At 73.7% G+C, this 21,072-nt stretch carries 19 protein-coding genes; 6 read left to right on the forward strand and 13 right to left on the reverse strand.

What is annotated here, in order from left to right:
* Positions 1 to 60: 60 nt before the first annotated feature.
* Positions 61 to 579, reverse strand: a complete 519-nt coding sequence (locus ASG05_RS07615) for a DinB family protein (RefSeq protein ID WP_056259522.1) — start codon at positions 577 to 579, stop codon at positions 61 to 63.
* 240 nt (positions 580 to 819) lie between these two features.
* On the opposite strand from ASG05_RS07615, the gene ASG05_RS16285 reads away from it, so the two are divergent.
* Positions 820 to 1,905, forward strand: coding sequence for a DUF6234 family protein (locus tag ASG05_RS16285; RefSeq protein ID WP_056259524.1), 1,086 nt, complete (start codon positions 820 to 822; stop codon positions 1,903 to 1,905).
* A 103-nt stretch (positions 1,906 to 2,008) separates the two neighbouring features.
* Here ASG05_RS16285 and ASG05_RS07625 read toward each other — a convergent pair whose 3' ends face one another.
* A complete protein-coding gene (locus tag ASG05_RS07625) occupies positions 2,009 to 2,746 on the reverse strand; it encodes an NTP transferase domain-containing protein (RefSeq protein ID WP_056259526.1) in 738 nt (245 codons plus the stop codon).
* Positions 2,747 to 2,875: 129 nt separating this feature from the next.
* Here ASG05_RS07625 and ASG05_RS07630 point away from each other — a divergent pair, with 129 nt between their 5' ends.
* The gene (locus tag ASG05_RS07630; RefSeq protein ID WP_056259529.1) at positions 2,876 to 3,850 is read left to right on the forward strand and encodes an XdhC family protein; all 975 of its coding nucleotides are present in this window, start codon (positions 2,876 to 2,878) and stop codon (positions 3,848 to 3,850) included.
* 74 nt (positions 3,851 to 3,924) lie between these two features.
* Here the strand turns inward: ASG05_RS07630 and ASG05_RS07635 are convergent, their stop codons facing one another.
* The 11 genes from ASG05_RS07635 to ASG05_RS07685 all read right to left on the reverse strand — a co-directional run bounded on the left by ASG05_RS07635 (position 3,925) and on the right by ASG05_RS07685 (position 17,525).
* Positions 3,925 to 6,057, reverse strand: coding sequence for a xanthine dehydrogenase family protein molybdopterin-binding subunit (locus ASG05_RS07635; protein ID WP_056259531.1), 2,133 nt, complete (start codon positions 6,055 to 6,057; stop codon positions 3,925 to 3,927).
* Complete coding sequence (locus ASG05_RS07640; protein ID WP_082486545.1) at positions 6,054 to 7,193, reverse strand: xanthine dehydrogenase family protein subunit M; 1,140 nt, start codon at positions 7,191 to 7,193, stop codon at positions 6,054 to 6,056. The genes ASG05_RS07635 and ASG05_RS07640 overlap by 4 nt, the downstream gene beginning before the upstream one ends.
* Entirely contained in the window at positions 7,190 to 7,810 is a 621-nt protein-coding gene (locus ASG05_RS07645) for a (2Fe-2S)-binding protein (protein ID WP_082486546.1), read from the reverse strand. Before ASG05_RS07645 ends, ASG05_RS07640 begins: the two co-directional genes overlap by 4 nt.
* Positions 7,811 to 8,026: 216 nt before the next feature.
* The gene (locus tag ASG05_RS07650; RefSeq protein WP_056259533.1) at positions 8,027 to 8,272 is read right to left on the reverse strand and encodes a hypothetical protein; all 246 of its coding nucleotides are present in this window, start codon (positions 8,270 to 8,272) and stop codon (positions 8,027 to 8,029) included.
* Between the two features lie 117 nt (positions 8,273 to 8,389).
* The gene (locus tag ASG05_RS07655; RefSeq protein WP_056259534.1) at positions 8,390 to 10,597 is read right to left on the reverse strand and encodes a hypothetical protein; all 2,208 of its coding nucleotides are present in this window, start codon (positions 10,595 to 10,597) and stop codon (positions 8,390 to 8,392) included.
* Positions 10,598 to 10,667: 70 nt separating this feature from the next.
* On the reverse strand, positions 10,668 to 11,723 hold the full coding sequence (locus ASG05_RS07660; protein WP_056259536.1) for a glycosidase: 1,056 nt from the start codon (positions 11,721 to 11,723) through the stop codon (positions 10,668 to 10,670).
* A 97-nt stretch (positions 11,724 to 11,820) separates the two neighbouring features.
* The gene (locus ASG05_RS07665) at positions 11,821 to 12,732 is read right to left on the reverse strand and encodes a carbohydrate ABC transporter permease (RefSeq protein ID WP_082486547.1); all 912 of its coding nucleotides are present in this window, start codon (positions 12,730 to 12,732) and stop codon (positions 11,821 to 11,823) included.
* On the reverse strand, positions 12,729 to 13,742 hold the full coding sequence (locus tag ASG05_RS07670; RefSeq protein ID WP_056260723.1) for a carbohydrate ABC transporter permease: 1,014 nt from the start codon (positions 13,740 to 13,742) through the stop codon (positions 12,729 to 12,731). The genes ASG05_RS07665 and ASG05_RS07670 overlap by 4 nt, the downstream gene beginning before the upstream one ends.
* 11 nt (positions 13,743 to 13,753) lie before the next feature.
* Positions 13,754 to 15,055 carry a sugar ABC transporter substrate-binding protein gene (locus tag ASG05_RS07675; RefSeq protein WP_369814047.1) on the reverse strand — a complete coding sequence of 434 codons (1,302 nt, stop codon included), beginning with the start codon at positions 15,053 to 15,055 and terminating at the stop codon, positions 13,754 to 13,756.
* 37 nt (positions 15,056 to 15,092) lie between these two features.
* Entirely contained in the window at positions 15,093 to 16,271 is a 1,179-nt protein-coding gene (locus ASG05_RS07680; protein WP_157490125.1) for a hypothetical protein, read from the reverse strand.
* Between the two features lie 198 nt (positions 16,272 to 16,469).
* A complete protein-coding gene (locus ASG05_RS07685) occupies positions 16,470 to 17,525 on the reverse strand; it encodes a LacI family DNA-binding transcriptional regulator (protein WP_056259538.1) in 1,056 nt (351 codons plus the stop codon).
* A gap of 119 nt (positions 17,526 to 17,644) precedes the next feature.
* Between ASG05_RS07685 and ASG05_RS07690 the strand changes: the two genes are divergently transcribed.
* The 4 genes from ASG05_RS07690 to ASG05_RS07705 all read left to right on the forward strand — a co-directional run bounded on the left by ASG05_RS07690 (position 17,645) and on the right by ASG05_RS07705 (position 21,023).
* Positions 17,645 to 18,061, forward strand: a complete 417-nt coding sequence (locus ASG05_RS07690) for a DUF1304 domain-containing protein (RefSeq protein ID WP_056259540.1) — start codon at positions 17,645 to 17,647, stop codon at positions 18,059 to 18,061.
* 130 nt (positions 18,062 to 18,191) lie between these two features.
* Positions 18,192 to 19,022: a formyltetrahydrofolate deformylase gene (gene purU, locus ASG05_RS07695; protein WP_056260729.1), complete on the forward strand. Its 831-nt coding sequence runs from the start codon at positions 18,192 to 18,194 to the stop codon at positions 19,020 to 19,022.
* Between the two features lie 304 nt (positions 19,023 to 19,326).
* Positions 19,327 to 19,722, forward strand: a complete 396-nt coding sequence (locus tag ASG05_RS07700) for a YrdB family protein (RefSeq protein WP_235491437.1) — start codon at positions 19,327 to 19,329, stop codon at positions 19,720 to 19,722.
* Entirely contained in the window at positions 19,719 to 21,023 is a 1,305-nt protein-coding gene (locus ASG05_RS07705; protein WP_056259544.1) for an N-acetylglucosamine-6-phosphate deacetylase, read from the forward strand. The genes ASG05_RS07700 and ASG05_RS07705 overlap by 4 nt, the downstream gene beginning before the upstream one ends.
* Positions 21,024 to 21,072: the final 49 nt, after the last annotated feature.

The following is a 21,072-nucleotide window of genomic DNA, read 5'->3' on the forward strand; positions in this document are numbered from 1 at the left end:
CTCGGCGGTGCGACAGCGGCGGCGGGTGGGGGCGAGCCGGCACGCCTGGCGGGCCCGGGGTCAGCGGCGGACGTCGTGCAGGTGGTGCACGGGGTCGTGCACGAAGTAGCGGGCGAGGGAGTCGACCGTGAAGGCCGAGCCGTCGCTGCGGAGGCCCACCCGGTCGAGCTGGTCGTCGTCCACGGCCTCGAACGCGTCGGCCACGACGGCGGCCGCCGCCACGATCTCGTCGGCCACGACCGTGGGGTGCTGGGCGGCGTAGTCGTCGTCGAGCGCCGTGGCGTCCTGGTCCCAGTTCGCGAAGGTCGGAGCGTCCTCGACGAGCATCAGCCGGAGGCGCGTGTCGAAGACGCGGAAGACGTCGCGCACGTGCGCTCCGTACTCGAGGGGCGACCAGGTGGCGTCGTCGGGCCGGGTGCCGGCGTCGGGCCGCGCGAGCTCGGCGGGCCAGGCGGCGGCGTTCTCGCGGACGAGGCGCGGCACGTCGCGGAACGCGACCCGGGCGGGGTCGAAGCCGCAGTCGGGGCAGGCGCGGTCGAGCACCCAGGTCCAGTTCTTCGTGTCGGGCGTGATCGGCATGGGACCGACGCTAGGGCGCGCGGCCCGGCACCCGCCATCGAGATCCTGCCGACGTCGGTGCCCCCGGCGCCAACCGGCGACCACGCGATGAACCCGGTTTCGACCCGTGCACCCGGTAGCAAGCGGGTGCACGGTTCGAAACCGGGTTCATGGGCGGCGAAGGGAGGGGCGGGGCAGGACGGGGCCGAGATCCGTCGGCGGGATGACGTCGCCCCGGCGAGCCCCCGGTACCGTCTACCCATGACGAACACTCAGCTCAGGGACCGGTTCGCGGGGGCGGCGGCGAGCCTGCGCCGCCGGGTCGACCGGCGCGAGGTGGCCTGGGTGATCGGCACCGCGGCGGCCCTGATCGTCGCCGGACGGCTGCTGTTCACGGTGACGGCCTCGGCGGGGCGCGTCGTCGCCTCGCTGACGGAGCTGCCCGAGGCGCTCGGCCGGACCGGGCTGGTGCCGTTCGTCGTCTGGGCCGTCCTCGCCGTGCTCGTCGCGTGGCGGTGGTCGGACGCCACCGCGTCACGCCGGGCTTGGCTCTACGTCGCCGCGGCGGCCGTGGCCCGGGCCGGCGTCGAGCTCACCGTCGGGTCGGGCGTCACGCAGGGCATCAGGGCCGGCATCTCGCTCTACACGCTGCCCACCCTGGTCTTCGTCAGCCTGCCGTTCGTCGCCACCGTCGGCCTGGCGGCGTTCGTCGTCGTCGCGGCACGGTCGGGCCGCGACAGTCGCGGCACGTCGGCGGGCGAGGCGGCCCGCCCGGCCGAGCGCACACCCGACGACGCACCCGTCGGGCCCGCACCCGGGGCGTCCGCACCCGGGGCGTCCGCACCGGCCGGGCTCGCACCCGCGGCGCCCGCACCCGCCGCACCCGCGGCGCCCGCACCCGCGACGCCCGCACCCGCGACGCCCGCGACGCCCGCACCCGCACCGGCCGACCGGGCGCCCCGACACCTCGTCCACCGCGTCGCCGTGATCGTCGAGGCCCTGGCCCTCGCGGCGGGCGTCCTGCTGATGCTCTCGCTGGCCGGGCAGTGGTTCTCGGCGGAGTTCAGCCTCTTCGGCAGCCCCGTGACCGTCAGCGACGAGGCCGCGGCCGGCTGGCTGAGGACCCTCGTCGCGTGCCTCGCCTGCCTCGTCGTCTCACTCTTCGCCGCGATCACCGCCGGTCATCGTGGTGCCGTCGTCGCGACCGTCGTCGTCGCCGGGCTGGTCGTGATCGGCGCGGTCGGCGCACCCGTCCCCGGCGACCGGTGGGAGTCCCCCACACCGCGCCAGGAACCCCTGCCCGCGAACTACACCCCGTGCTACAGCGGCAGCGGGAAGTGCAACTGACCCTCCCCCGAGTCGTCGGGATCGATCGAGTTGCCGATCGTCGCGGGTGTCCACCCGGTCGAGCCGCGACGATCGGCAACTCGATCCCACGGACCGGGTCGGGTCAGGCCGGCACGTCGACGTCGCGGCCGTCCCAGAGGTCGGAGCAGTCGACCGGCTCGGCGGCGTGGGCCGTCAGGTAGGGGCCGGCCCCGCGATCTCCGATGAGGGACGCCGCGAGGTCGGCCCAGTGGGACCGACCGACCACGACGGGGTGACCCGGGCGTCCGCCGAACACCGACCGCCGCAGCGCAGTCGGGCCGAGCGGGAGGTCGGCGGCCGCGGGCGACAGCAACCGCGAGACGGCGGCCGACGGCAGACCCGGGTAGTCGACCAGCGTGACGAGGGCGACCCGCCCCTCCTCGGGGTCGGACGCGGCGAGCGCCGTCAGCCCGGCGGCGAGCGAGGCGGCGAGGCCGTCGGCCCAGTCGTCCGCGACGACGACCGACACGCGCGCCGGGGCGCCCGACCCGAGGAGGCGCGGGTCGGCTCCCGAGGCACCCGTCACCTCGGTCGACGCCGGCGTCTCGACGGGCAGGAGGCGCGGGTCGGCGGCCAGCAGCGCACGCGCCTCGACCTCGCCCGCCCCGAGCACGACGACGACGCGGTCGCAGCCCCCGTCGAGCAGGGTCGCCACCGCGCGGGTCAGCCAGGGCCCGTGCTCGTCGACCACGAGCGCCTTGGGTCGACCCATGCGCGTCCCGGCACCGGCCGCGAGCAGCAGACCGTCGGACGACGTGCCGACCGGTGACCTGCCGACCGACGGCGTGCCGCCGGACGGCGGGGCGGCGGTCTCGTCCATGGCTGCAGGCTAACCGGCTCGTCCGCCCGACGAACGCGTGACGAACGCGCGGCGGCGCGGTGTGCCCCGAGGCCGCCGCCGTGGCAGCATCGAGGTCTGGCGCCGCCCGACGCCGACCCGAGGAGCGCCGTGTTCGAGATCGCCGACCGCCTGCTGGCCCGACTCGACGCCGGCGAGCGCCTCGCCGTCGCGACGGCCGTGTCGGTGGTGGGCAGCGCTCCGCGCACGGTCGGCACCTCGATGGCCGTGACGACCGACGGCACCGTGATCGGCAGCATCTCGGGCGGCTGCGTCGAGGGAGCGGTGTACGAGAGCTGCACGCAGGTGCTCGACGACGGCGTGGCGCAGCTCGAGACCTTCGGCTTCAGCGACGAATCGGCGTTCGAGGTCGGCCTCAGCTGCGGCGGACGCATCGAGGTGCTCGCCCGCCTCGTCACGCCCGACGACGCCGTGACGATCGCCGCCCTGCGCGACGCCGCGGCCGGACGCGCGGCCACCGCGCACGTGGTCCTCGGCCCGGTCCGGGCCGGAGAGGTCGTGCCGACCGTCGACGACTGCGACGGCCTGCGGGTCTTCAGCGAGCGCTCGGTGCCCCCGCCGCGCCTCCTCGTCTTCGGAGCCGTCGAGTTCGCCGTCGCCCTCTGCAACGCCGGCGCCGTGCTGGGCTATCGCGTCACCGTGTGCGACCCGCGGCCCGTCTTCATGACCCCCGAGCGGTTCCCCTCGGCCGACGAGGTCGTCGTCGAGTGGCCGCCGAACTACCTCGCCCGCACCGAGGTCGACGAGCGCACCGTCATCGCCGTGCTCTCGCACGACGAGCGCTTCGACGCCGACCTGGTCGCCGGTGCGCTGGCCTCACCGGCCGCGTACGTCGGAGCGATGGGCTCACGCGTCACCCACGACCGGCGGATGACCGCCCTGCGCGAGCGGTCGGTCGACGACGACGCGCTCGCCCGGCTGCACTCGCCCATCGGGCTCGACCTCGGTGCGAGCACGCCCGAAGAGACGGCCGTGTCGATCCTGGCCGAGGTGCTCGCCGTGCGCTCGGGCGCCTCGCGGGCCCCGCTGCGCGACCGCGACGGCAGCATCCACCTGATCCGCTGACGCCGCCCACGGGCAGGAGGCGCGGTGCCCGTCGACACCGCGCCTCCTGCCCCGGGGCGTGCACCGGGGGCCGGTCAGTACCGCGTCGGCAGCCCGGCGAGCAGCTTGTCGGGTTGGATCGGCAGGTCGCGCACCCGGATGCCGGTCGCGTGGGCGACGGCGTTGGCCACGGCCGCGGCGGCTCCGACGTTGCCGATCTCGCCGATGCCCTTGCCGCCCATCGGGGCGAGGTGAGGGTCCTGCTCGTCGAGCCACTCGACCTCGATCGACCCCACGTCGGCGTTGGACGCCACGTGGTAGGTCGCGAAGTCGTGGTTGCCGTAGTCGCCCTGGGTGGGGTCGAGCATGCCGTGCTCGTGCAGCGCCATCGACAGGCCCATCGTCATGCCGCCGACGAACTGCGACCGGGCGGTGCGCGCGTTCATGATGCGACCGGCCGCGAAGACGCCGACCATGCGCGGCACGACGACCTCGCCCGAGTCGAGGTCGACGCGCGCCTCGACGAACTGGGCGCCGTACGCGAAGCGCGAGTGGTCGCTCATGGCCGCGATGTCCTCGGCGATGTCGACGACGACCTCGAGACCCTCGGGAGGCACGGGCTGGCCCTGCGAGAGCAGCTCGGTCACCTGCCTGCTCGCCTTGGTCACCGCCCAGCCCCACGACGCCGTGCCCGACGACCCGCCGGCCACGCCTGCGGTCGGCAGCCGGCTGTCGGCGATGTGCAGGTCGACCAGGTCGAGCGGCACGCCCAGCTCGGCGGCGGCGATCTGCGCCATGACGGTGCGGGCACCCTGGCCGATGTCGGTCGCGTTGACGCCCACCTCGAACCGTCCGCCCGGCAGCGCGGTGACGCGGGCACCCGCGGGCATGACGCTCGCGGGATACGTCGCGGCGGCGACGCCCGTGCCGACGAGCCAGCGTCCGACCCGGCGGACGCCCTGGCGGGGGTCGCGGCCGGCCCAGCCGAACAGTTCGGCCCCGCGCCGCAGGCAGTCGACCAGGTGCCGGCTGCTGAACGGCTGGCCGGTGTGCGGGTCGACCTCGGGCTCGTTGCGGACGCGCAGCTCGACCGGGTCGACGTCGAGCTTCGACGCCAGCTCGTCCATCGCCGACTCGACGGCGTAGATGCCGGGGGCCTCGCCGGGCGCGCGCATCCAACGCGGCGTCGGCACGTCGAGTCGGGCCAGGCGGTGCGTCATGAGGCGGCTCGGCGCGGCCCACAGGTGGCGGGTCGGCTCGGCGGTCTGCTCGGTGAACTCCTGCAGCGTGGACGAGTGCGAGTACGCCTCGTGCGACAGGGCCGAGAGGTGCCCCTCGGAGTCGGCGGCCAGCCGGACGCGCGAGATCGTCGGCGTGCGGTAGCCCGCGAGGGCGAACATCATCTGTCGCGTGTAGGCCACCTTGACCGGGCGGCCCGTGAGCATCGCCCCGATCGAGGCGAGCACGACGACCGGACGGGCCGAACCCTTCGAACCGAAGCCGCCGCCGACGTGCTCGGCCCGCACGCGCACGGCCGAGGGGTCGAGCGAGAACAGCGTGGCGAGCGTCGTCGCGACGCCGCTGGTGCCCTGGTTCGAGTCGAGCACGTCGAGCTCGCCGTCGGCCCAGGTGGCGACCGTGGCGTGCGGCTCCATCGGGCTGTTGAACAGGGCCGCGGTCTCGTAGGTCTCGTCGATCGTGACGGCCGAGTCGGCCATCGCCGCGTCGACGTCACCCTGCGAGGTGTCGGTCTCGAAGCCCGCGTTGACGGTCTCGGGAGCGTAGAGCGACGGGTGGTCCGTGCTCAGCACGACGTCCCCCCGGCCCTCGTCGTAGTCGAAGGCCAGGGCCGAGGCCGCCTCGCGCGCCGTGTCGAACGTGTCGGCGACGACGAGCGCGACGGGCTGACCGCGGTACGCGACCGCCGCCGACTGCAGCACGAGCAGCTCGCCGTCCTCGGCGTCCTCGAGGTGCGGGGCCTGCTCGTGGGTGATGACGTCCCGGACGCCGGGCATCGCCAGCACCTCGTCGCGGTTCGAACCGGTGATCGTGCCGGTCGTCACCGACGACTGGACGATCCAGCCGTAGAGCACGCCTTCCGGCGTGTGCTCGTAGGAGTAGCGGGCGACACCGGTGACCTTGTCGCGACCCTCGAGCCGGGCGACGGGGGCGCCGAGACCGGTGGGGACGCTGGTGTCGACGGGGGTGACGACGTCGATGGTGGTCATGCGGGGTTCCCCTCGGTGTCGGTGGCGTCGGCGGTGCCGGTGCCGCTCGCCGGTCCGACGTCGGCCGCGACGTGCCGGTGCGCCCCGTTGGCTCCCGTCGGGCGGAACGGCGAGGGGTCGACGCCCTCGGCCGTGTCGTCGGCCTCGTGGTCGAGGCCGGCGAGCTCGCTGAGCACCCCGACGACGAGGCGGGTCAGCAGTGCGACCTTGAACGCGTTCTGCTCGGTCGTCGTCGCGGCGGCCAGCTCGAGCTGCGCGGCGGCCGCGAACGAGGCGGGCGTCGCCGGTGAGCCGACCAGCGCCTCCTCGGCCTTGCGGGCACGCCACGGCACGGGCGACGCGGCCCCCAAGGCGATGCGGACGTCGGTCACGACTCCGGCCTCGTCGACCGAGAGGGCGGCGGCGACCGAGCCGAGGGCGAAGGCGTACGACCGGCGGTCGCGCGCCTTGCGGTAGGTCGAGTTCGTGGCGACCGACAGCGCGGGCAGTTCGACCGCCGTGATCAGGGCCCCGGCCGGCAGGTTCGTGTCGCGGGTCGGGTCGTCGCCCGGTTCGCGGAAGAACCCGTCGATCGGCAGGCGCTGCTCGCCGTCGACCGTCCCGAAGACGACCACGGCGTCGAGGGCGGCCAGGGCGACCGCCATGTCGCCCGGGTGCGTGGCGATGCAGAGGTCGTTGACGCCGAGGATGCCGAGTTCGCGCGACAGCCCCGCGATCGCGCCGCAGCCCGTGCCGGGTTCGCGTTTGTTGCAGGGCTTCGTGGTGTCCATGAAATAGGTGCACCGGGTGCGCTGCAGCAGGTTGCCACCGGTCGTCGCCTGGTTGCGCAGCTGACCAGAGGCCGCGCTGACGAGGGCGCGCGTCAGGGCCGGGTAGCGGGTGCGGACGAGGGGGTGCGCGGCGAGGTCGCTGTTGCGGACCCCCGCCCCGATGCGGAGGCCGCCGCCCGGCAGCTCGTCGACCCCGCCGAAGTCGACGCGGCTGACGTCGACCAGCAGGTCGGGACGCTCGACGCCGAGCTTCATGAGGTCGACCAGGTTGGTGCCGCCGCCCAGGGGCTTGGCGTTCGGGGTGCGGTCGAGGGTGGCGACGGCGGAGGCGACGTCGGTCGCGCGCTCGTACTCGAAGGTCTTCATCGGGTGGCTCCCTCGGTGGCGTCGTCGTGCGCGCAGGCCGCGTCGTGCACGGCCGGGACGATGTTCAGGTAGGCGCCGCAGCGACAGAGGTTGCCGCTCAGGCGTTCGCGGACCTCCTCGTCGTCGAGGTCGATCTCACCGTTGGTGATGTCGGTGGTGACGTGGCTCGGCATGCCGGCCCGCGCCTCCTCGAGCATGCCGACCGTCGAGCAGATCTGGCCCGGCGTGCAGTAGCCGCACTGGTAGGCGTCCCGGTCGAGGAACGCCTGCTGCACGGGGTGGAGGGCGTTGCCGTCGGCCAGGCCCTCGACCGTCGTGACGTCGCTGCCCTCGGCGCTGACGGCGAGCACGAGGCAGCTGTTGGTGCGCCGCCCGTCGACCAGCACCGTGCAGGCGCCGCACTGGCCGTGGTCGCAGCCCTTCTTCGACCCGGTCAGGTCGAGGCGTTCGCGCAAGGCGTCCAGCAGGGACGTGCGGTTGTCGACGACGAGCGGGTGCGGGCTGCCGTTGACCGTGAGCGTGATCGACGTGGTCGGGACGCCGGGCGGGTTCGCCCCCGGGCCCGTGCTCGTCGACGTGTTCGGTGGACTGGTTTCTGCGCTGACCTGGGACACCATGCGTGCACGGTATGCCCGAGGCCGGGCGGGCGCACGCGTGCTGTCCCGTTTGCGAAGTGCGTCTGCCGGGGCGTACGAGCCGTCGACGGGGGCTCCGACGCGGGGTGGCGTGCACGCGCTGAGCCTGATCCGGTACGTACCGGATCGGCCTGGGCGAGAGGTGCCGAGGAGGCGCGGGGCGGCAGCGCGGGACCGCCCGCCGACCGGCACCCCGCCTCAGTCGGCCTTGCCCGGGCGGACCTTGGCGGTGTCGGCGACGTCGATGCGGGTGACGCCGTCGCCGCGGTCCTCGGTCGTGATGCGCGGGGCGGCGTCCGACTCGTCCGACTTCGGGGCACGGGTCAGCTGGTCGTGCCGCTTCTCGTCGTCGGTCATGCCCGTCGGGTCGTGGTCGACCACGTGCCCCGGGCTCGTGTCGCGGCCGGCGTCGTCGGGACCGTGGGCCTGCGTGTCGTCGCTCATGCGTCCGACCGTACCCGCGCCTCCTGCGGTCCCGGCAAGGCGAGACCCCAGGAAGCCGCCGAGACCCTCGCGCGCGGCGTGGGGTCTGAGCGGGTTCCTGGGGTCTCGGGGGGTGCGCTACCGGGTGAGGACGGCGAAGCCTCCGGGCTTCACCACGATCACGCTGCGGCCCTGGACGTCACGCTGCTGCACGAGGCGGCCCTGCGCGTCGTAGGACGACACCGACGACCGGCTGCCGCGCACGCCGACCGAGGCAGGCAGCGGCAGCCGCGATGTCGACGACAGCAGCTCGGTCGTCGTCGCCCGGCCGTCGGCCGCGGTGCCGGCGAGCACGAGCCGCTGCACGAGCGGCCGCACGATCAGGCCGTCGACCACGGTCGCGTTCCGCCCGGCGGTCACCGTGATCGAGGTCGCTCCCACACCGATCGGCACCGGCAGCGTCTGGGGCAGCAGGGCCCCGGAGGCGGCGGTCACCCCCTGCGCGCCGGCCTGCGTCGTCAGCGTCCCCAGCGGCACGCGACCCGCCTTCCAGACCGACGTCGACCGGACGCCCTCGGCAGCCAGCAGCACGGGCTCGACGTGACGCAACCCGGAGCCCGCGGGCACCGTGATGGTCGCGCTCTGCCCGGGCTCGAGCCGGAGCGCCGCGCCGCCGCCGTACTGCGACTCGCCCGTCCAGGCCGAGTCGGGCGTGACGACCGTGCCCGTCGTGGTCGACGCCGTCTCGGCCTCGACCACGGTCAGACCGTCGCGGGAGGTCACGCTCGTGAGGCCCTGCGCCTGGGCCGAGACGTCGGGGGCTCCGTCGAGCGCGATCATCGACAGCAGGCCGTGGATCGTGCTCTCGGCGCCGCTGTTGCGGTTGACCGTGCCGTCGGCCTGGACGCCGTCGTACGTGACGCCCGTCGCGCGGTCGTACACCGGGGTGCCCGAGCGGTTCGTGCCGAAGTACCAGCTCGCGGCCACCGCCGCGATGCGCCTCAGCCCCGGAGCCGTCGCGCCCTTCGCGCCGGGGCCCTTCGCACCCGGGCCGGACGCAGGACCCGCACCCGGGCCGGAGCCCTGGGCCGATCCCGACGCCGACGCCACCGCGAGCGCCGACTGCAGCCTCGAGTCGGCGCCGTAGGCGATCTGGGTCTGGTCGACGGGCGTCGGGTACCAGGCGTTGTCGGGCCCGCTCGCGGTGAGCAGGGTCGTGGTGAACGAGGTCTGGTCGAGCACGGCCGGCTTCAGCAGGTCGGGCCGACCGAGCAGGGTCGAGGCCCGGGCCAGGGCGACGGGCATCTGCGACGACCAGGCGTGCCACATCGAGCGGGACTTCGCCCAGGGCAGCACGGCTCCGTACGGCCAGGTCTGCCCGTCGCCCGACGACATCGCCGCCACGCCCTCGGCGAGCTGCGTCAGCGCCGTGCGGGCGGCCGCGTCACCCGGCGCGACGGCCGAGTAGGCGGTCAGCCCGAGGACGGCCTCGGACGAGGCGTCGGCCCCGTCGACGATCAACCAGGCGGGCACCTTCACCCCGTCGGCGACGTCGTACTGCCCGTAGTGCGACAACGTGTCACGGTTCAGGGCCGTCACGCCGAGCTGCAGGCGCTGCTGCAGGAAGGCGGCGAACCCGGGGTCGCTCTGCGCGAAGGCGGCGTAGCCCTCGCCGAAGGCCCAGATGCTGCGCGCCAGCCAGTAGCTGTTGCCGCTGTCGGACGGGTCGGGCAGCTCGACGGGCACCGGGCTGCGGTTGAACGTGCCGTCGGGCTGCATCCAGAGCACGACGTTGCCGGCGGCGTCGCCGGTCGTGGTCTGGAAGTACGCGGTCGCCCTCAGCAGTTCGTACGCCTTGTCGCGGCTCGCCTCCGAGCCGGTCTGCTTCCAGTCGCGCAGGTACACGACGGCCGCTCGCGACACGTCGTCGCTGTTGTAGGCGCCCTGCCCCCAGTAGCCGGTCGCGGGGTCGAGCGGGCCGCCGCCCACCCGGGCGAAGGTGCCGCCGTCGCGGGCGTCGGCGTAGGTCCAGGGCAGGGTGAGCGTCGGCTCGGCGTCCTGCCGGTAGGTCGAGTGCCCGGCCTCGGGCGCCGGCGTCGTCCGGTCGAGCAGGAAGTCCAGGTGCGCCAGGTTCGTCAGCGGTGCGACGGGCGGCGTCGGCGTGCTCGGCGAGGCCGGCGTGCTCGGCGCGCCGCTCGGTGCGGCGGGCGCGCTCGGCGCCGTCGTCGGGGCGGCCCCCGGACCAGGAGGCGCGGCGGCAGCCGGCAGCGCCCCCGTCACCCCCAGCACGGTCGCCAGGGCCGCGGCCAGTGCCGCGCCCGTCCATCGTGAGTTGCGTGCGATCATCGTCGACCGCCTCCTTCTTGTCGGTGTTCTCTGTGGTGACGAGCGGGTCGCGGGTGCGGGCGCGCGCCCGTCAGGCGCGGTCGAGGCGGGCGACGCCGATCTTCGAGTCGGCCATGCCGTAGAAGACGTAGGGCACGTCGTCGACGCGTTCGATCGCCGTCGGGAACACCACGTTCGGCACGATGCCGTCGCGCTCGTCGGCGGTCTCGGCCTCGAGCAGCGGCACCTCCGACCGGGCGACCACGCGCGACGGGTCGTCGGCGTCGAGGATCATGCCGCCCGCGGCGTAGTTGACGTTCTGCTGCTGCGCGAAGGCGTCGTCGATCACGCCGGTGACGCCGTGGTGCAGCAGCAACCAGCCCTCGGGCACGCGGAGCGGGGGCGGGCCGCCGCCGATCTTGAGCTCTTCGAACGCGAAGGCCGGCCCGGCGACGAAGCGGTGCTGCCCCCAGCGGGCCAACGCCCGGGGGTCGGCGGCGACCGCGTCGACCGGCACGTAGCTGATCCAGATCGAGTGCCGCCCGTCGGTGACGCCGGCCGGCAGCGGGCTGCCCTCGCCCGGCACCGTCGCCCCGATGTGCCACATGGGCCGGTGCAGCACGGCGAAGCTCCGCGTGCCGTCGGGCGCCGTGACGGCCTCGGGGAAGAACGCGGTGTCCTTGTTGTGGAACAGCCCGAGGTCGGTGTCGAGCTCGTCGACGTACTCGAACGTGGCCGGGCCGAGCCGACGCCAGTCGCGCAGGTCGTCGCTGACGGCCACGGCGGTGCGCGGCCCGAGTGGCCCGTAGGCGACGTAGGTCATGACGTGCAGGCCGAGTTCGTCGATCCACGTGACGCGGGGGTCCTCGACGCCGGAGTGCGTCGCGCCCCGTTCCCATCCGCGGTCGGGTGCGAGGACGACGCCCTCGCGGGTGACGCCGACCGGCACGCCGTCCTCGACGACGACCCGGGCCAGGCCGACGCGCGACACGTTGCCCGAGGCGACGAGTCGCGGCAGCAGGTACAGCTCGCCGTCGGGCCCGCGCCCCGAGCCGGGGTTGAGCACGCCCTCGGCCTCGTCGGGCGCGTCGGGGTCGGGGGTCATCACGACGCCCAGGCGGGTCAGTCGGTAGGGGAAGTCAGCCATCTGGGGGCCTTTCGAGAAGAGGGAGCCGAGGAGGCGCGCGGCGGGTGGACCGGCACCGCGCCTCCTCGACGGGGACGGGACGAGAGCGCGAGGGCGGTCAGCCCTTGACGCTCGAGCCGACGTCGGTCGAGATGAAGTAGCGCTGGAACACGATGAACAGCAGCACCACCGGGGCGGCCAGCACGACGGCGCCGGCGAGGGTCGCGCCGAACGGGTTCGCCGCGGTCGCCGCCACGTTGCTGATGTAGTTCGCGAGCGAGACCGCGAGCGGCTGCATCGAGGCCTCCTTCGTGATCAGGAACGGCCAGAGGAACTCGTTCCAGGGGCCGATGAAGGTCAGCAGCAGGGCCGTGACGAGCGCCGGTCGCACCAGCGGCAGCGCGATGTTCCAGAGCAGCCGGAACTCGCCGGTGCCGTCGATGCGGGCGGCCTCGAAGAGTTCCTTGGGCAGCTGCAGGAAGTACTGCCGGAAGATGATCACCGCCGTCGAGTTGATGGCGAACGGCAGGATCATGCCGAGGTAGTTGTCGCTCAGCCCGTAGTTGCGCGCGATGAGCACGTACAGCGGGATGATCAGCAGCTGGAACGGCACGACCTGCACGAGCAGCGCCAGGGCGAAGGTGACCCCGCGCCCGCGCCACTGCAGCACGGCCAGCGCGTAGCCGACCAGCACCCCGAACACGAGCGTGCAGGCGAGCACGCCGACCGTGAAGATGCCCGAGTTGGCCAGGCCGGTCAGCAGTCCGATGCGGCTGTCGATCGCGGCGTAGTTCTCGACCGTCAGGTTCGACGGGTGCGGGAAGGCACCCGCCACGGTCGGGTCGGGTCGCGTCTGCAGCGACCCGATCACCATGTAGTAGAACGGGAACAGGAACGCCAGGGCGCCGATCGCGAGCACGACGCCGCGCAGCGTCGTCTGGGCCCGGGTCAGCGGTGGTTTCTTGACCACCCGCGGGGTGCGGGCGGGGCTCGCCTCGGGGGTGGAGGCGCGTTCGTCGGCGATCGTCATCGTTCGTCCTTTCCGCCGGCGAACCGGTTCTGCAGCAGGGCGATGACCAGCACGAGGATCACGAGCACGACGCCGATGGCGGCCGCCTGGTCGGGGTTCCCCTGCTCGATGCCCTTCTGGTACATCAGCAGCACGGGCGAGGTCGACGCGCCGTTCGGCCCGCCTCCCCCGGTCAGCAGGTACGGCTCGGTGAAGAGGTTCGCCCCGGTGACGGTCGAGACGAGCAGCACGAGCACGGTGGCCGGACGGACGCCCGGCACCGTGACGGTGAAGAACGACCGGACCGCGCCGGCGCCGTCGCTCGACGCCGCCTCGTAGAGCTCCTTCGGCACGTTCTGCAGCGCCGCGAGGTACAGCAGGATGTAGAACCCGAGCTGCTTCCACGTGACGAACAGCGCGATGGAGGGCATCGCCCAGGCCGAGTTGATCAACCACGACGGCGTGGGGGCCAGCGGCCCGAGCACCTGGTTGACGAGGCCGTCGCCGTTGAAGAGGAACAACCAGACGGCCACCACGGCGACGCTCGCCGTGAGGTACGGCACGTAGAACGCCACGCGCAGGAACCCCCGGAAGTGCACGACCCGGTCGAGCGCCGTGGCGAGCACCATGCTCAGCACGACGGTCAACGGGACGTTGATCACCAGGAAGATGCCGACGTTGCCGAACGAGCGGATGACCGCCGGGTCGGTGAACGCCGTGACGAAGTTGTCGAGGCCGACGAAGGGGCGGGCGACGACCGCACCGGGCGCCGTGAAGAAGTAGTCGTGGAACGCGATGTACACCGCGTACACCAGCGGGTACGCGAACACCGCCAGCACGAACACCAGGTACGGCGCGCTGAAGAGCAGGCCGAGCGGGTTCTTGCCCAGCAGGCCGCCCCGGCGACGACCGCGCGGGTCGTCACCTCGGCGACGGCCCGCCCGGTGCCCGGAGCCGGGGCCCCCCGAGGAGGCGCGGTGCGCCTCCTCGGTCCGGCCGGCGGTCGGCGACGCTGCCGCCGCCTCGTGCACGGTGGACACGATCAGCCCTGCGCCGCGAGCTCGTCGATCTTGTCCGCGGCGTCCTTCAGCGACGAGTCGACGTCACCCTTGCCGAAGATCACGCTGTTCGACCACGCGTCGCGGAAGGCCTGCAGCTCGGCGACGGTGTTCGGGCCGGCCGGCACCTCGACGGTGCGGGCGGCCTGGTCGCCGAAGAGCGCGTACGAGGGGTTCGCGTCGAAGTAGTCGGAGTAGGTCGAGGCCAGGTCGGTGCGGATCGGCATCTGTCCCGTCGTCTCGAGCAGGGCGCGGTCCTCGTCGCTGCTGGTCGAGAACTTCAGGAAGTCCCATGCCGTGCCCTGGTTCTCGCAGGCGGTGTACATGCCGACGTTCTTCGCGTCGCTGAACGTGTAGGTCTCGTCGGCGCTCGTGCCGTCCTTGGTCGGGACGGGCACGGCACCCCAGTTGACGTCCTTGTAGACGGACACGGCCCACGGTCCGACGATCGACATCGCGGCCTCACCGTCGGCGAACGAGTCGCCCGTGTACTGCTCCTGGCCGGCCAGCCCCTGCTCGTAGAGCGAACGCCAGAAGGTCGCGACGTCCTCGCCCTCGGTGTCGGCGAAGGTCGCCTTGCCGTCCTCGACGAGGCCGGTGCCGCCGGTCTCGGCCGCGTAGAGCGGCATGAAGTCGAACTGCGACTGGAAGAACTCGCTCGTCGGGGCCGGGTGGATGGCGTACTTCGAGACGCCCGCGTCGACCAGGGTCTTCGACGTCGCGAGGAAGTCGTCGTAGGTCGACAGGTCGGGGTTCTCGGCGTCGAGGCCGGCCTTCGTGAAGAGGTCCTTGTTGTAGAAGATCATCACCGGGTTGGACTTCCAGGGCAGCTGGTAGTACTTGCCGTCGGCGTCCTGGTACTGCTTGGCGAGGTCGCCGCTGCGCTCCTCGATGTAGCTCGCGCCGTCGGGGAAGCTCGAGAGGTCGACGAGGCCGCCCTGCTTCTGGAACTGTCCGACCGCGCTCGGCGCCGTGTTGTAGACGAGGCAGGGGGCGTTGCCGGCCGTGATGGCGGCGCCGATGACCTCTTCGCTCGACTTGCCGGCCGGGATCTCCTGCCCCTTGACCTGCTCGTCGGGGTGGTCGGCGTTCCAGGCCTCGACCATGGCCTTGCCCCAGGTGACCTCTTGCTCGTTGTTCGAGTACCAGATCGTGATGGGGCCCTTGGCGGTGAGGGCGTCGCCCGAGGCACCGCCTCCGCCCGAGCAGGCGGTCAGGCCGAGGGCGGCGACCAGGACGGTGGCGCCGAGGGTGGCGCGGCGGGTGAAGCGTGTGCGTCGTTGCACGGTGTTCTCCTTGGGTGGGGGTGGGGCTGCGGTGGGGCTAGGGGGTGGTCTCGGGTGCGGTGCGGTAGAAGTACAGGTCGCGGTGGCCGGCGGGGGCGTCCCAGCCCTGGGCGAAGGTCCAGCGGCCGCCGACCTTCTGCAGGCCGCCCCAGCTGAGCGAGCCGCCCGGCGTCAGGGCGAGCTGGTCGAGGGGCCTCTCGACGTCGTAGAGCGCCTGGCTCGCCGCGAAGACCCCGTCGACGTCGTGGAACACGTCGAGCACGAGCCGACCGTCGCCCGTCACGATCGCCGCGGCGACCTCGTGCAGGTGCCCGCCGACGCCGGACAGGTCGAGGTAGGGCGCGGGCTCGAAGGTCCAGTAACGCAGGTCGTCCGAGCGGCCGACGTGCAGCACGCCGTCGAAGCCTTCGCTGACGAACATGAGGTACTGCCCAGGGTCGTCGGCCGAGCCGGTGCCGCCGAGCCGGACGGCGTCGCCGTGCTCGTCGCGCGGGATGACGGCGCCCTTCGCCCAGAGCCTGGTCTGCTCGTGGTCGGCGATCGGCCCGAGCTTCTGCCAGGTGACCAGGTCGTCACTGACGGCGACCAGGATGTCGATGCCGACCGCCTCGACGGGGTAGCCGGGGCTCGGGTGCTCGACCCGCGCCTCCTCGGTGATCGGGAAGACGCCGTTGTAGAAGAGCCAGAAGCGGCCCTCGGCCCGGTAGACCTTGGGGTCCTCGGTGCCGAGCAGCTCGTCGTCGAGGGTCGGGCGGACGACCGGGTTCGCCGGGTCGTCGACCCAGACGGCACCGGGGGCGGGCACGCCGTCTTGCGTCAGGGCGAGCGTGGCGTGGCCGATGCGGCTGCCGAGGCTCTCCTTGCGGGGCGAGGCCCGGTAGAAGAGGTGCAGGGTGCCGTCGTGCTCGATGAGGCTGGGGTTGTAGAGCGAGTCGCTCGTCCAGCCGAGGCCGTCCGGGTCGGGCCACTGGCCGTCGAGGGTGAAGGTCAGTGCCGGGTCGGCGTCGAACGGGCCGACGGCCCAGTCGGGTGCGGCCGGCGCGTAGGCGGCCGGGCTCGAGAAGGTCGACTGCGACAGGGCGCCGGTCAGCTCGTTCCGGTGGACGAGGGCCTCGTCGAGCACCGTCCGGAGGCGCTCGCGCGTCAGCGGGACGAGGTACGGCTCCGACGCGGCACGGGCCGCGTCGACGACGGTCTCAGCGTCGGTGGTCGTCATCGGGGGCACCCACTTCGTCGTGTGCGGTCTCGCTCGTCTACCGAAACGTTTCGGTAGATCGAGAAGCTAGCACGGCGACGGCCCGACCGGAACCCCCTGCGGCCTCACCCCTCTGTCGCACCGCCGACTGAACGTCGCACCGCGCACTTTGACGTGCGACGTTCAGTCGGCGGTGCGATCCGCCGCGTCCGGCCCGGGTCAGCGGGCGGCGGGGCCCGTCGACGCGCGGACGAGGAGGCGCGCCGGCCCGATCTCGGCGTCCGTCACGGTCTCGCCCTCGACGGCCGAGAGCAGGAGGCGCGCCGCCTCGGCCCCGATCAGCCGCGGGGCCGTCGTCAACGTGGTCAGCCCGGGGCGCACGTACGACCCGAGCTCGATGCCGTCGAAGCCCGCCACGCTCACGTCGCCCGGGACGCGGAGGCCGAGCCGGTCCACCTCGGTCATGAACCCGATGGCGGCCAGGTCGTTGGCGCAGAACACGGCGGTCGGCCGGTCGTCGCCCGGTGCGCCCGTCGCACCCGGCACGCCCGCCGAACCGGGGCCGAACAGCTGGGACGCGGCGCGGGCTCCCCCGTCGTAGGTGAAGTCGGCCTCGACGACGACCCCGGGGTCGCGCCCGGCGGCCACGAGGGCGTCGCGCCAGGCGGCTCCGCGACGCCGCGAGTGCACGAAGCGGTCGGGCCCCGCGACGTGCGCGAAGCATCGGTGCCCGAGCGACACGAGGTGCTCGACGAGCTCGCCGATGCCGGCCGAGTCGTCCTGCCGCACGGCGGGCAACGGGAAGCCGCCGGCCGGGTTGACCCCGACGGCGGGCAGGTCGAGCTCGCGGACGAGGTCGACGCGGGGGTCATCGACGGTGAGCTCGTTCAAGAAGACGCCGTCGACCCGCCGGCCGGCCGCGAGCCGCCGGTAGCGGTCGAGCGGCTCGTCGGCCGCCGACCCCATCTGCAGGATCAGCGCGTAGCCGCGGGGGTCGAGCACCGACTCGAGGCCGCCGATGAACGCGCCGAAGAACGGGTCGGACTCGAGCACGAACGGGTCGCGGTGGACGACGAGCCCGACCGTGAAGGCCCGCTTGGCGCTGAGGCTGCGACCCCGCACGCTCGGCACGAAGCCGAGGTCGTCGGCTGCTCGCCTGATGCGCGCGCGGGTCTGCTCCGAGACGCCGGGGCGACCGTTGAGGGCGCTGCTGACCGAGCTGATCGCGACGCCGGCCCGGGCCGCGACCTCGACGATGGTGACCCGCTCTGCCACGCCGCGCCTCCTCGTTGTCGCCCTCGCCGTCACCGGCGTGCGCCCGCCGCGCCCCCACGATGCTACTGACCCGCCGTCGCGGCCACCGCCGGGAGGCGCACCGCCCCTAGGGTCGGGGCATGCTCATCGTCTCGCTCGTCGCGGCCTCGCTCGCCGCCCTGCTGCACGTCTACATCTTCGTGATGGAGTCCGTCCTCTGGACGACCCCGCGCGTCCGCGCCACCTTCGGCGTCACGAACGACGCCCAGGCCGAGCACACGAGGGGCCTCGCCTTCAACCAGGGCTTCTACAACCTCTTCCTTGCGATCGTCACGATCGTCGGCGTCGTCCTGATCACGGCCGGAGGGGCAGGAGGCGCGGGCAGCGCCTTCGAGGCGTCCCCGTCGGGCAACGCGCTCGTCGTCGTCGGCACGGGGTCGATGCTGGCCGCCGCCCTCGTGCTGCTGCTGTCGGACCGCACCAAGGCGCGCGCGGCGATCACGCAGGGAGTCCTGCCGCTCGTCGCCCTCGTCACGCTGCTGATCTCGTCGTACTGACCTGCCCGTCCGGCCCGGCCCGCCGCACTACCCTGGGCTGGTGACCGACGCGACCGACGCCACCCGCGCCTCCTCCGTTCCCGCCGACGCGGCCGACGGCGGCGCCCCCGCCCCGACGACGCACTGGACGTTGACCCTCGTCTGCCAGGACCGGCCCGGCATCGTCCACGCGATCAGCGGGGCCGTCGTGCAGGCCGGCGGCAACATCACCGAGTCGGCCCAGTTCTCGAGCCACGACACGGGCACCTTCTTCATGCGGCTGCAGGTCGAGGCCCCCGGCGAGCGCGACGCGTTCGAGGGCGCCCTCGCCCCGGTGGTCGCGCACTACGGCATGACGCACCGGCTCGACGTGGTCGGCCGCCCGACCCGCACGCTCGTGCTCGCGAGCAAGGCCGCGCACTGCGTCAACGACCTGCTGTTCCGCCAGCGCGCCGGGCAGCTGCCGATCGAGGTGCCGCTGATCCTCGCCAACCACGACGACCTGTCGGGCCTGGCCGAGTTCTACGGCAAGCGGTTCGAGCACCACCCCGTCACCGACCCCGAGTCGAAGGCGGCGTTCGAGGCGCGCGTGCTGCAGGTCGTCGACCGGTACGACGTCGAACTCGTCGTGCTGGCGCGGTACATGCAGATCCTCAGCCCCGAGCTGTGCGCGGCCCTCGAGGGGCGCGCGATCAACATCCACCACTCGTTCCTGCCCGGGTTCAAGGGAGCGAACCCCTACCGACAGGCGCACGCGCGCGGCGTGAAGCTGATCGGCGCGACGGCGCACTTCGTCACGAGCGACCTCGACGAGGGGCCGATCATCGAGCAGAACGTCGTCCGGGTCGACCACACCCGCAGCGCTCCCGAGCTGATGGCGATCGGCCAGGACGAAGAGAGCCGCACCCTGACCCAGGCCGTCCGCTGGTTCGCCGAGGACCGCGTGCTGCTCGACGGCGCCCGCACCATCGTCTTCCGCTAGCCCCGCACAGGCACAGGCCTCGTCGGCTCCGACCCCCTCCCGTGCGCCCGGCAATCGGCGCCCGACGCCGAGTGGGCAGAAGATGCTGCTCACGGCCCCGTGACGAGCACTTCCTGCCCACTCGACCCCGTGTCACGGGTCCCGGCCCGTGGCCGCCCGACCGTTCGACCGCCGAGTGGGCAGAAGATGTTGCTGCCGCGCCCGCGAGGAGCACGTCCTGCCCACTCGTCGCTCCGCCGCTCGATCCGGTGCGTACCGGATCAGAGACAGGCCGCACGGCACACACCGGCCGTACGCTGGGCGGGTGACTCCGACCGACTCCGTGCCCCCTCCCGTCCCGGCCCGCGGCGGCCCGGTCGGCGCTCTCGACCTGGTGCGCTTCGTCACGCTGATCCTCGCCTTCCTCAGCCTCGGGTTCTGGGGCTACCTCGCCTGGCCGTTCCCGTTCCCGTCGCTGGCGTTCATGATCGGCGCGCCCCTGTTCGCCATCGTCGTGTGGGGCCTCTTCCGGTCGCCTCGCGCCCCGATCGCCACGGACGCCGTCGGCAAGGCCCTCGTCGAGATCGCGATCATGGGGGCGGTGGTCGCGGCCTGGGCCATGCTCGGCTACCCCGTCGTCGCCGTCGCGTTCGCCGTCCTGGCCGGCGTCACGGGCGTGCTGGCCTTCCGTCGCGAGAACCGCCGGGGAGCCCGCCGATGACCACCACCCTGTTCAGGGACGCCCGGAAGGTCGACGCCGACGGCGAGGTCGACGGCTTCTGGATGCTCGTCGACGGCGACGTCATCGTCGCCACCGGTGCCACGGTGCCGGGGTCGCGCGGGGCGGCCGGGGTGACGGGCGGGGTCGACGCGACCCGCGCCTCCTCGGCGACGGCGGGTGCACCCGACGATCCGACCGCAGGAGGCGCGGTGCCACCCCCGGCGGACGTCACCGTCGACCTCGCGGGCGCCACGCTCACCCCGGGGCTGATCGACCTGCACACGCACGGCGGTGGCGGCCACGCCTTCGACGGCGGGCCCGACGGCCTGGACGCCGGTCTCGCCCTGCACCGACGACACGGCACGACCCGATCGCTGGTCAGCCTCGTCGCGAACCCGGTGCCGGTGCTGTCGCGGTCGCTCGGGACGATCGGCGACCTGATGCGGCGCGACCCGCTCGTGCTCGGGGCGCACCTCGAGGGGCCCTTCCTGGCTCCCGACCGGCGGGGCGCCCACGCGCCGCACTTCTTGCTCGAGCCCGACGCGGCCACGGTCGAGGCCCTGCTCCAGGCCTGCGACGGCGTCGTGCGGCAGGTCACCATCGCGCCCGAGCTGCCCGGCGGGCTCGACGCGATCGACCGGCTCGTCAGCTCGGGCGTCGTCGCCGCCGTCGGCCACACCGACGCCGACTTCGACCTGGCGCGCGCGGCCTTCGACCGCGGCGCCTCGCTCGTGACGCACGCCTTCAACGCGATGGCCGGAATCCACCACCGCGACCCGGGGCCGCTGGTCGCGGCGGTCGGCGACGAGCGGGTGACGATCGAGCTGATCCTCGACGGGGTGCACGTGCACCCGGCCGTGGCCGAGCTCGTGCTGCGGTCGGCCCCGCGGCGGGTCGCCCTCGTCACCGACGCCATGGCCGCGGCCGGGGCCGCCGACGGCGACTACCGCATCGGCGAGCTCGCGGTCACCGTCGACCACGGCGTCGCCACGCTCACGGGCAGCGCGACGATCGCCGGCTCGACCCTGACGCAGGACGCGGCCCTCCGCCTCGCGATTACGGCGGCCAGTCTCTCCCCCGTCGACGCGGTCGCCGCGTTGACGCTCGTGCCGGCCCACGTGCTCGGGCACGACGCGGGGGGCAGGCGAGCAGCCACGCACCCGAGCACGGCCGCGGCGCCGGCCGCGAGTCCGCCGCTCGGCCGGCTGGCCCCCGGGCACGCCGCCGACGCCGTCGCGTGGCACGACGACTGGACGGTGGCCCGGGTCTGGGCCGCCGGCCGCGAACTGCCTGCCGGCTGATCCGGCGACACCCAGCCGTTCCCGCCCCGCACCGCCCCGCCCCGCGCCG

The organism is Frigoribacterium sp. Leaf186, assembly GCF_001423905.1.
Classification (GTDB): Bacteria; Actinomycetota; Actinomycetes; order Actinomycetales; family Microbacteriaceae; genus Frigoribacterium.